Here is an 11,257-nt window from a genome sequence, read left to right on the forward strand (position 1 = left end):
TTCAACGCGGAGGCGCGGTACTTCCGCGTGGCGTGAGATGGACGCGGCCGGCTTCGACGTTGCCCACGGTCTTGCCGTCGATGGCGTTGAGCAGTTCCAGGGCGGCCTGCGCGCCGTACGCCGAGATGTCCCGGCTCAGCGCGGTGAGCGGCGGGTGCACGAGGCTGCACAGTGGTGAGTCGTCCCAGGCCACGATGGACAGATCGCCCGGGACGGAGAGCCCCATCTCCTGGGCGACGGCCAGTCCGGCGACCGCCATCACGTCGTTGTCGTAGATGATCGCGGTGGGCCGGTCGCCGCCGATCAGCAGCCGCCGGGTGGCCCGGCTGCCCTCCTCGCCGGTGTAGTCGGCCGGAATGGTGATCGCGTTGTCCAGCCCGAGGGCGGCGCAGACGTTCTGGAAGGCCTTGGTCCGGTTCTGCGTGTGCAGCAGATCGGGGACACCGCTGACCCGGGCGATCTTGTGGTGGCCGAGGGCGACCAGGTAGCGGACGGCCTCGGTGATGGCGCCCGCGTCGTCGGACCAGATCTGCGCGATCGGGCCGGTGTCGCCGGGGCCGCCGATGACCACGGCCGGCAGCTGGAGCTGTTGCAGGACCGGGATGCGGATGTCGTCCTCGCGGATGTCGGTGACGATCACGCCGTCGATGCGACGCTCACCCCACCAGCGGCGGTAGACCTCGACCTCCTGCTCGGGAGTGGCCACCACCTGGAGCGTCAACGCATATGACCGGGCACCGAGCTCGGCCTCGAAACCGCTGATCAGGCCCATGAACCAGGGCTCAATCCCGAGGATCCGGGCGGGGCGGCACAGGGTGAGACCGACGGCGCGCGCCCGTGCGCCGGAGAGGGCTCGGGCCGCGCTGTTGGCGTTGAACCCGATCTCTTCGGCGATCGACAGGATGCGTTTGCGGGTCGCCTCGGAGACGCCGGGCTGGCCGTTGAGGGCGTACGACACGGCGCCCTTGGACACGCCGGCCCGCCGTGCGATGTCGGCGATGGTGGGCCGCTTCACTCAGTCTCCTCTGTCCCCACTGCAGCCGAGCTTATCGGGCGCGGGGTGATGGCCGCCGGACTCCCTCGACGTTGGACGCTCGCTTGATCGGTTAAGTGTTACGGCACAGCGCTTGTGATGTAAACCGTCGATTTCCGTGCGTCCGAAAAATCCGGCTTGATACGGGATGGGAGCGCGCCCGTAACCGGGTATTGACAGCGTTGAAAGGTCGGCTTACGGTTCCCACAACTTACCCGGTTCAGTGATGCGGATCTCCTTGCGGAGGAAATGACTATGGAAAAGTTCGGACGCCGTGCCCTGCGCATGGGCGCCGCCGGCCTCGTGGCCGCGCTGGCGATAACCGGTTGTAGCGGCAAGGACCTGGAAGGCGGCAACACCGACAGCGGCAACGCCCAGGTCACGCTGAAGATCAACTTCTGGGGCGACATGGGCCTGGACCAGCTGAAGGCGAAGTACGAGGCGGCCAACCCCAACGTCAAGATCTCGCTGAACACCGGCGAGTACCAGGCGCAGCACCAGGACCTGCAGAAGAAGCTCGTCGCGGGCTCCGGCGCCCCGGACATCTCGGCGGTCGACGAGGGCTTCATCGTCCAGTTCCGCGAGCAGGCCGACCAGTTCGTCAACCTGAACGACAAGGGCGCCGGCGCGCTCGAGTCGAAGTACCTGCCGTGGAAGTGGCAGGCCTCGAAGTCCGCCGCCGGTGCGCAGATCGGCCTCGGCACCGACGTCGGCGGTCTGGCCATGTGCTACCGCACCGACCTGTTCAAGGCGGCCGGCCTGCCCACCGACCGCGCTGAGGTCTCCAAGCTCTGGCCGACGTGGGACGCGTTCCTCGAGACCGGCAAGACCTACACCGACAAGACGAAGAAGAAGTTCATCGACTCGGCCACCAACCTGTTCAACCCGATCCTGTCGCAGCAGCCGGTCGGCTTCTACAACGAGCAGGAGCAGCTCCAGATGGAGGGCGGCCCGAAGGTCGGCTTCGACGTCGCGATGAAGGCGCTCGACTCCGGCATCTCGGCGAACCTCGCCAGCTTCCAGCCGAACTGGGACCAGGGCTTCAAGCAGGACCAGTTCGCGGTCCTGGCCTGCCCGGCCTGGATGCTCGGTCACATCCAGAAGACCGCGCCCGACCAGGCCGGCAAGTGGGACATCGCCGCGATCCCGGGCGGCGGCGGTAACTGGGGCGGTTCCTGGTGGACCATCCCCAAGCAGGGCAAGAACGTCGACGAGGCGTACAAGTTCGTCGAGTGGCTGATCCAGCCGGAGCAGCAGATCGAGGTCTTCAAGACGGTCGGCAACCTGCCGTCGCAGCCGGCGCTCTACAAGGACCCGGCCGTCCTCGACTACAAGAAGGAGTTCTTCACCAACGCCCCGACCGGCCAGATCTTCGCCTCCACCGCGGAGAACCTGAAGCCGCAGTACCTGGGCAAGAAGAACGGTCCGACCCGTCTGGCCGTGGAGAACGTGATCAACCGCGTCGGACAGGGCACGCTGAAGTCCGCTGACGCGTGGGCCGAGGCCGTCAAGGAAGCCGAGAAGGCCGCGAACTCCTGACCCATCCCGAAAAGAGCGGCGGGGCGGCCACGGCCGTCCCGCCGTCCGGCCCTTAGGAGTTACCCGTGGCCCTCACTGATGTGCGACACGCGCGCACCGAGGAGCCGAGGCACGCGCCGCCGAAGCGGCAGCGGTTCTGGCTTCACCGTTTCGACACCAAGACCTTCCCGTACCTGATGATCGCGCCGTTCTTCCTGCTCTTCGCGGTCTTCGGGTTGTTCCCGCTCATCTTCAACGCGGTGGTGTCGCTACGGCACTGGCACCTCATCGACAAGGAGAAGAACGGCTGGGTCGGTCTCGACAACTTCACCAAACTGGCGAGCGACACCGACTTCTGGGACGCGCTGGTCAACACGTTCGGCATCTTCGTCCTCTCCACCGTGCCGCAGCTGCTCCTCGCCCTGATGATCGCGAACCTGCTGAACCGCAAGCTGCGTGGCGCGACCTTCTGGCGGATCGGGATCCTGCTGCCGTACGTCACGCCGGTGGCCGCGTCGTCACTGGTCTTCGCGGTCTTCTTCAGCCGCGACAACGGACTGGCCAACTGGTTCCTGTCCCTGGTCGGGTTCGGTCAGGAGCAGCCGCTCGACTGGCGCGCGGGCACCTGGAGCAGCTGGATCGCCATCGCCGTCATGGTCAACTGGAAGTGGATCGGCTACAACGCGCTGCTCTACCTGTCCGCGATGCAGGCGATCCCGAAGGACGTCTACGAGGCCGCGGCGGTCGACGGCGCGGGCCCGTGGCGCCAGCTGTGGCAGATCACCGTGCCGATGATCCAGCCGGTGGTCCTGTTCACCGTCATCCTCTCCACCATCGGCGGTCTCCAGCTCTTCACCGAGCCGATGCTGTTCGACGAGAACCCGGCGCAGGCCAACGGTGGCTACGACCACCAGTGGCGGACCATCGCGCAGCTGATCTACCGCGTCGGCTGGAGTGACCTCAACCTCGGCTACGCCGCGGCGATGAGCTGGGCACTCTTCTTGATCATTCTGGTCGTGGCCGGCATCAACGCCCTGGTCACCCGGCGCCTGGGAGGCGGAAAGTGAGTAGCCGCCTGTTGAGCCGGGCACCCCAGGACACCCCGGGCACCTGGAAGTCGTACCTCGGGCTGGGCGTGATCCTGCTGGTCTCGGCCTTCCCCGTGTACTGGATGTTCGTCATCGCGACCAGCAGCGACGAGGCAGTGATGTCGTCGCCGCCGGCGCTGATTCCGGGCGATCAGCTGATGGTGAACCTGCGTGAAGTCTTCACCATGCAGGACGTCTTCTTCACCGCCTCGCTGATCAACAGCTTGATCGTGTCCCTCGCGGTGACCGCGTCGACGCTGTTCTTCTGCTCGCTGGCCGGTTTCGCCTTCGCCAAGCTGCGCTTCAAGGGCCACAACGTCCTGATGTTCATCGTCATCCTGACCCTGACGGTGCCGAACCAGCTCGGCGTGGTCGCGCTCTTCATCGTGATGGGCGAGCTCGGCTGGAACGGCACCCTGCTCGCGGTCATCGCCCCGGGCCTGGTCACCGCGTTCGGCGTCTTCTACATGCGCCAGTTCATCGGGCACGCGATCCCGGACGAACTGGTCGAGGCGGCCCGCATCGACGGTGCCCTCACGATGCGCATCTACTGGACGGTCGTCGTCCCGGCGATCCGGCCCGCCCTCGCGGTCCTGGGCCTGCTCACCTTCGTGGCCACCTGGAACGACTTCCAGTGGCCGCTGATCACCCTGAACGGCACCGACTACCCCACGTCGATGGTCGCTCTCTCCGACCTGGCGAGCGGCAACTACGTGGTGTACCGCCGCGTGCTGGCCGGCGCCTTCGTCGCCACGGTTCCCCTGGTCGTCCTGCTGCTCGTCGGCGGTCGCCAGCTGGTCCGCGGCATCATGGAGGGCGCTCTCAAGTAGCGCGGCCGTCCCTGACCGGGCCCGTCCACCAGCTCTCGGTGGGCGGGCCTCGTTCTTTCAGCGAAAGCTCAGCCTGCGCGCAGGCGACCTCAGGCGGACCAACGGTCGGCCCGGCAGGGTGCCCCCTCACGAGCCCCGGTCATCCGGTGGCGTTCGGAGAACCCTGAGGAGTCCGATGAAGAGAAGAATGGGCCGTTGGGCGATCGCCGCGGGGGTGACCGTCACGGTGATCCTGCCTCTCGCCGTGCCGGCGGCCGCCATCGTGGTGAATCCCGGCACCCGGCAGGGCAGCCTGACCCAGGCCGGTCCGCTCGCCGAGCACGGTTTCCCGGCCTGGTACAGGGACAGCAACGGCCTGCGGCTGGAGGCCTGCACGACGCTTGAGGATCCGCTCTGCTCGACCCTGCCGGACGAGGTGCCGAATCCGGACGCGCCCGTCTCGTACCCGGAGAACTTCCCGGGCGAGTTCTTCTACCAGCTGGCCGGCGCTGAGATGACGCTGTCCAACGGGGTGGACTTCGGGATCGGCATGGACCTGGAGGGCGCCTGGGCGGCCGAGGAGGTCCGTGACGGCGACCAGATGGTGTTCGGCCGGGTCCGCATCCGGTTCGACGCCAACGAGGGCGACCGCTTCCGGATCACCCACCCGTACGGCATCGACGACCTGACCGCGACCGACCGTGGCGTCAACATGACCGAGGACATCGGCACCACGCCGGGCGCGTTCGGCGCGGCGATCGCCAGCCGGATCGGCCCGTTCCTCAAGTGGGACCCGGCGGTCGCACCGGCGGCTCCGGCCGGCTACACCGGTGACCCCGGCGTCGATCACCGGGTCGTCGGCAGCCCGTACGCCACGAACTTCGTCCGGGTCGAGCAGTTGAACCCGGCGACCGGCGCGGTGATCGCACAGCTCGGGTTCACCGACCTGTTCAGCGTGCAGGGCCGGTACGCCACCAACGCGGGCGTCGACATCGACCAGGCCACCTACACGGTCGGTGCGGACGGCAACGGTGTCGTCGAGGTCTACGCCAGCAGCGAGCCCGGCCAGTCCATCGAGGTGAGCGCCAACGCGACCCTCGGCTTCCGGACCACCAAGCTGCGTGGCGGCAACGGCCGCTACTACGGCCGGTTCCCGGTCACCGGCCCGGTACCGCCCGGTGCCACCATCGAGGTGGTCAACTCGGGTGACCGCCCGATCGCCAGGAAGAGCCGCAAGGTGGTCGACGTGATCCGGGTCAGCGAGGCCCGGTACGACTCGGACGCCGGCACCCTGACCGTCGTGGCCTCCTCCAGTGACGCCGACTCGACGCCGCCGGCCCTCTCGGTCACCGGCTTCGGCCCCATCAACGGTCCGTTCACCGGTGTGAGCGCCCCGCCCGCGGCGATCACCGTGACCTCGACCGGCGGCGGCTCGACCACGGTTCCGCTGACCGGCACCGGCCAGGTGTTCCTGCCGGACATCCCGGTGGCGAGCGCGGTCGCGACGGCCGGTGCGGTCGCCGGCCAGCGGGTGACGCTGGACGGTTCCGGTTCGACCGGTGCGATCGACTCGTACGCCTGGAGCCAGGTCGGCGGCCCGAACGTCCCACTGGCCGACGCCACGCTGGCGAAAGCGTCGTTCACGCCCACCGCGCCCGGTACCTACTCGTTCCGGCTGGCCGTCTCCGGTCCCGGCGGCGCCGGACTGCCGGCCACCGTGACCGTCGTGATCGCCGGGACCGCCCCGGCCCGGGCCGACGCGGGCGCCGACCAGACCGTGGTCCGCGGCCGTGCCGTCACCCTGGACGGCTCCGCCTCGACCGGTGCCGAGACGTACTCGTGGCGGCAGGTCTCCGGCCCGGCGGTGAACAACCTCGTCGGTGCGACCAGTGCCAAGCCGACGTTCAGCTACCCGGCCCAGGCGATGCCGGCCGTGCCGGGTCCGAACACCGGGTTCGTCTACAACAACGACCCGGTCGTGATGGAACTGACCGTCACCAACCCGGCCGGCACCGGCACGGCGCGGGTGACCGTCCGGCCGCAGGCGGAGGCGCTCGGCGGGCTGACGGTCCGCTACCGCACCGGGAACAACGAGTGGCGGATCTCCGGCACCAGCAACCTGCTCGCCGGGCAGCGGGTCACCGCGGTCCTCGGCAGTACGCTGACCGGCCGGGTCATCGGCAGCCCGGTCACCGTCGACGCGGCGGGCGCGTTCAGCATCCGGGTCACCGGCCCGAACCCCGCCGGGGTGAACACGATCAGCTTCGTCACTTCGACAGGTGCTCAGGTCCTCGGTACTCCGGTGAACGTCACCAACTGACACCACTGAAGATCGGGAACGCGTAGCCGTACTCCCAGAAGGTTTTGAACGACCGCAAAGCAGGCGGCGGGCTCCCAACCGGAGCCCGCCGCTTTCTTGCGTGGTGACCTGTGCCCGCGGGCGGACCGTAAGTCACCACGCACGCCGCGTCTGCCTGTTGCGTGGTGATCTGTGCCCGCGGGCGGACCGTAAGTCACCACGCACGCCGCGCGGGTCAGGAGTCGGCGGCCAGCCGGCGACGCAGGTAACGGGCCGACGCCGCCGAGACCTGCCCGGAAACCGCGGCACTGGTCAGCGAGCTGCGATGCCGGACCCGGCCGTCGTCGTTCTCGGTGAGCAGGTGCGCGTGCACCAGATGGTCCAGACAGGACAGCAGCTCGGGCAGCGGATAGCCGGTGAGAGTCGACAGCTCGGCCACACTCAGCGGCCCGAGGACCGCGCACAGCCGCAGGACCTCCCACGACGGGTCGGGCATCCAGCGGGTGCGCTGCCGGGCGATCTGCATGGCCACCGCATGGGACACCGCGGTGGGCCGCAGCGCGGCTCCGACCAGCGCCGGAATGCCACCGGTCTTCTCCGCCAGCTCCTCGTCGCCGATCTCGGACAGGTCGCGGCTGGTGAGCGGTTCGAGGCGCAGCACCACCGGTGAGCCCAGCCCGGACAGCGGCCGTTCGGCGATCTCCGACGGGTAGCAGTAGGTGAGCACGATCCGCAGCGCCGGGCAGTGCCGGCCCAGCCAGGAGAGCTCGGCGACACTTGCGGCGTCCAGGTCGGCGGCGTCGTCGATGGCCACGAAGATCGGTTCGGTGCCGTCGAACGCCGTGCCGATCAGCTCCAGGTCCGGGCGTAGCAGCGGCTTCTCAGGCCCGGCCGCGTCGACGACCGCCAGCACCTCGGCCGGCGCCTTCAGATCGGTGAGGGCGGCCCGCAGCCAGGCGTGCCGCAGCACACCGACCGAGGACGCGCCGTGCCCGATGCCGACCCGGCCGGGCGCGTGCCGCTCCAGTTCGGCCAGGAACGCGGACTTGCCCGAGCCGGACGGCCCGACGATGTGCACCACCGGCGGCGGGTCCGGTTCCAGCAGCACACGCAGTTCGGTGATCCGGCCCAGGAAGAGTTCCCGGCCCGGGTCCGGCGCCGGGACGGGTGCGCGGCGCGGGGCCGGTTCAGGCAAGACCTCGACCGGGGCGGTACGGGTGGCGAGCACCTCCCGTTTGAGCCGGATGAGCTCGGCGGACGGCGTGACACCGAGTTCCTCGTCGAGCAGCTGACGGCATCGTTCGAAGATGCGCAGCGCGTCGTCCTGCCGGTCCATCGCGATCGCCGCGGTCATGGCCGCCCGGTATCCGGACTCCAGGAACGGGTTGAGCTCGATCGCCTCCTGTGCCAGGCGCAGCGACCGGGCCGGGTCGCCGGACAGCACGCACTCGGACGTCTGCAGGAGCGCGTTCACCGCTGCGACCTGCACCTCGGTCCGGACCGGTTCGGCCCATTCGGCGTACGGGTCCTCCGGGAACGGCAACTGCCGGGCCAGCGTGAGGATGTCCGCGTGCACGCTGAGGCGCTCCGGGCAGGCAGGGGTGAGCGAGTCGAGCCGCCGGACCAACGCCCGCAGGTCGGCCAGGTCGAGCCCGGCGCGGCTGGTGTCGAAGAGGTAGCCGCCGCTGCGGGTGACGATGAACCAGCTCGCCGAGGAGCCGTCCGGCTGAAGCCGCCGCCGGATCACCGACACGTAGTGCTCCAGTGCCGCCACATGGTTTCCCGGCAGGTCGTCGCCCCAGACCGAGTCCGCGAGCGCGTCCTTCGACTGGATCCGGTCGTGCCGTGCGGCCAGCACGGCCAGGACCTGGCGGGCCCGTCTCGGCAGTTCTCCGGCGGGCAGCACCTCGCCGGTGCCGCCGGTGACGGTCAGCTGTCCGAGCACGCTGACGCGCATGTGGCCTCCTCGTGTCCTTCTACGGGAGGACGTTTCGGCGCGCGGCGGGCCCGGGTTGAGGCTTTCCACAGGATTACCAAAGGCCTTCCGCATAGCGTCCGCGACCGACTGATGGATGAAACCTGAGGGAGTTCGATGTCACGGGGAAGTCTGAGCCGGCGGGGTCTGCTCAAGGGCGCGCTGGCACTGGGTGGCGGCGGCATCGTGCTCGCGGCCGGCGGCGGTGCGGTGATCGCCAAGTCGAGCGGGCTGGCCAGGAAGAACACGCCCACGCCGTACACGAGCATGTTCCGCCGTCCTCCGGTGCTCATGCCGTTCGAGGAGGGCGTCGACGACCACGGGCCGTTCCAGAAGTACCGGCTCACCCAGAAGGCGGGGACGGCGAGCATCCTGCCGGGCCTGACCACGCCGATCGCCGGGTACAACGGGATCTTCCCGGGGCCGACCATCCGGGTCCCGCGCGGCACGCGGTCCGAGGTGCGGATCAAGAACTCGCTGACCCTGAACCGGCTCAACGGCCGGCCGTTCAGTACGGTCACCCACCTGCACGGCTCGGCGTCGCTGCCGCAGTACGACGGGTACGCCAACGATCACAGCCACCCGGGCGAGTGCAAGAACTACCGCTACCCGAACTGGCAGCCCGCCCGGACGCTCTGGTACCACGACCACAACCACCGGACCACGGCCGAGAACGCGTACACCGGCCTGGCCGGCATGTACCACCTGACCGACGAGTACGAGGCCGCGCAGCTGCCGCAGGGCCAGTTCGACGTCCCGATCGTGGTCAACGACATGGCGTTCAAGTCCGACGGCACGGTGGCCTTCGACGACGACGACCACGCCGGGTTCATGGGTGACGTGATCCTGGTGAACGGCGTGCCGTGGCCGAAGATGCGGGTCAAGCCGCGGGTCTACCGGTTCCGTTTCCTGGTGGCGTCGATCTCCCGGTCGTACCGGTGGAGGCTGAGCACCGGTGAGCCGTTCCACGTGGTCGCGACCGACGGCGGCATGACGCCGAGGGTGGCCGCCGTGACGTCGTTCCGGCAGGCGCCGGCCGAGCGGTACGAGGTGCTGATCGACTTCCGGAAGTACAAGGTCGGCCAGAAGATCGAGCTGCTGAACCTGAGCAACAAGAACAACGAGGACTTCGACAACACCGGCAAGGTGATGCAGTTCGAGGTCGTCGCCGACTCCGGGGCGCCGGACACGTACGTGATCCCGGCGACCCTTGATGCCGGTCCGGTGCCGTGGGCGAACCGGGGCGCGATCGACGTGATGAAGCTGAAGCCGGAGATGGCCACGGCCCGCCGGACGGTACGGGTGGAGCGCAAGCACGGGCTCTGGACGGTCAACGGGGAGACCTGGGACGACGTCGAGAAGAGCGACTTCAAGCGGGTGCTCGGCAACCCGAAGCCGTACGACGTGGAGATCTGGGACCTGGTGAACGAGTCGGGTGGCTGGTTCCATCCGGTTCACATCCACCTGATCGACGGTCTGCTGCTGTCGCGCAACAACACCCCGGGCAACAAGCCGTACGCCTGGGAGAACGGCCCGAAGGACGTCTTCTACCTCGGCGAGAACGAGACGGCGTCGGTGCTCATGCAGTTCACCACCGGGGACGGCAACGACGGTGGCCGCTACATGTTGCACTGCCACAACCTGGTGCACGAGGACAGCGACATGATGATCCAGTTCGCGGTCGGTGACATGGAGGTCAACGACCCGATCGTCTCCGACCCGGCCTTCCACGACGAGATGCCCGAGCAGTCGTGCGTCTACGCTCCCAGCTACCCGCTGGGCACCTGATGAAGCGGGTCCTGGCCGGGCTGCTCGTCGCGGCCGCAGGTGTGGCCTGGTACGCCCGTCCCGTACCGGAGCCCGCGCCGGTCGCCCACGTCGTCGTCGGCGACGCGGGCGACCGGCTTGCGACCACCACCTTCGACGGCCCGATGGTCCGCAAGCGGGCCGCCATCGCGATCAAGCCGGCGCCGGGTGCCGACCGCGCGTCGATCGCCCGTGAGCTGCGGGCACTGGCCGCCGAGCAGAAGCTGGGCCGGCTGACCGACGCCACCTTCGCGGTCTTCTCCGAGCAGCTGCTGGAGTATCTGGTGCCGGAGATGACCCTGGTCCTCGACGAGGGTGTACGGGTCTACGACGCCGAGGCGCTGATGCGTGATCACCAGCCGGCCAGTGTCGCGTTCTACCTGGTCGAGCCGGTGCTCGTGCACGACGTGACGTTCTGCGTGCTGCCACCTGACGGCGTGACGCCGGAGCAGGTACGGGAGCGTCAGGACGCGGAGGGCGTGCTCGGTGACGCGTTGAACCGGTACGTCACGGACGTGCAGCCCACCGGGGTGACCGTCCGCTACTTCGGGGCGGTGATCAGCGACGAGACGATCACGGCGGTGCGCGAGTCGATGGGACGCGCCGCCGGGGTGCCGGCCGGCCGGGTCCACGTCACGGCGAACCTGCCGGAGCCGGGGGTGGATCTGTCGCACGGCGTACCCGATCTCCGGGACCGGCCACACGGACACTGAATTCTCTGAAGGGCCC

At 68.9% G+C, this 11,257-nt stretch carries 8 protein-coding genes; 6 read left to right on the top strand and 2 right to left on the bottom strand.

Translation table 11 applies throughout. The annotated features are described in order from the left end of the window. Position 1: 1 nt before the first annotated feature. Positions 2–1,015, bottom strand: a complete 1,014-nt coding sequence (locus CLV67_RS06945; RefSeq protein WP_106316296.1) for a LacI family DNA-binding transcriptional regulator — start codon at positions 1,013–1,015, stop codon at positions 2–4. A gap of 273 nt (positions 1,016–1,288) precedes the next feature. On the opposite strand from CLV67_RS06945, the gene CLV67_RS06950 reads away from it, so the two are divergent. From CLV67_RS06950 to CLV67_RS06965, 4 genes are all read left to right on the top strand, one after another. Continuing rightward, positions 1,289–2,572 carry an ABC transporter substrate-binding protein gene (locus tag CLV67_RS06950; RefSeq protein ID WP_106316297.1) on the top strand — a complete coding sequence of 428 codons (1,284 nt, stop codon included), beginning with the start codon at positions 1,289–1,291 and terminating at the stop codon, positions 2,570–2,572. A 65-nt stretch (positions 2,573–2,637) separates the two neighbouring features. Further along, positions 2,638–3,618, top strand: a complete 981-nt coding sequence (locus CLV67_RS06955) for a carbohydrate ABC transporter permease (protein WP_239165986.1) — start codon at positions 2,638–2,640, stop codon at positions 3,616–3,618. A gap of 11 nt (positions 3,619–3,629) precedes the next feature. After that, positions 3,630–4,469 (top strand): carbohydrate ABC transporter permease, encoded by an 840-nt coding sequence (locus CLV67_RS06960; protein WP_373873117.1) that lies wholly within the window; start codon positions 3,630–3,632, stop codon positions 4,467–4,469. Between the two features lie 175 nt (positions 4,470–4,644). Further along, entirely contained in the window at positions 4,645–6,768 is a 2,124-nt protein-coding gene (locus CLV67_RS06965; RefSeq protein WP_146168999.1) for a PKD domain-containing protein, read from the top strand. 214 nt (positions 6,769–6,982) lie between these two features. On the opposite strand, the gene CLV67_RS06970 is transcribed toward CLV67_RS06965, so the two are convergent. After that, positions 6,983–8,704 (bottom strand): AfsR/SARP family transcriptional regulator, encoded by a 1,722-nt coding sequence (locus CLV67_RS06970; RefSeq protein WP_170153763.1) that lies wholly within the window; start codon positions 8,702–8,704, stop codon positions 6,983–6,985. A gap of 135 nt (positions 8,705–8,839) precedes the next feature. Here CLV67_RS06970 and CLV67_RS06975 point away from each other — a divergent pair, with 135 nt between their 5' ends. Both CLV67_RS06975 and CLV67_RS06980 read left to right on the top strand, forming a co-directional pair. Further along, the gene (locus tag CLV67_RS06975; protein WP_106316301.1) at positions 8,840–10,510 is read left to right on the top strand and encodes a multicopper oxidase family protein; all 1,671 of its coding nucleotides are present in this window, start codon (positions 8,840–8,842) and stop codon (positions 10,508–10,510) included. Then, positions 10,510–11,241, top strand: a complete 732-nt coding sequence (locus tag CLV67_RS06980) for a hypothetical protein (protein WP_106316302.1) — start codon at positions 10,510–10,512, stop codon at positions 11,239–11,241. The genes CLV67_RS06975 and CLV67_RS06980 overlap by 1 nt, the downstream gene beginning before the upstream one ends. The last annotated feature ends 16 nt before the right edge of the window (positions 11,242–11,257 follow it).

This window comes from Actinoplanes italicus, assembly GCF_003001815.1.
Taxonomy (GTDB): Bacteria; Actinomycetota; Actinomycetes; order Mycobacteriales; family Micromonosporaceae; genus Actinoplanes; species Actinoplanes italicus.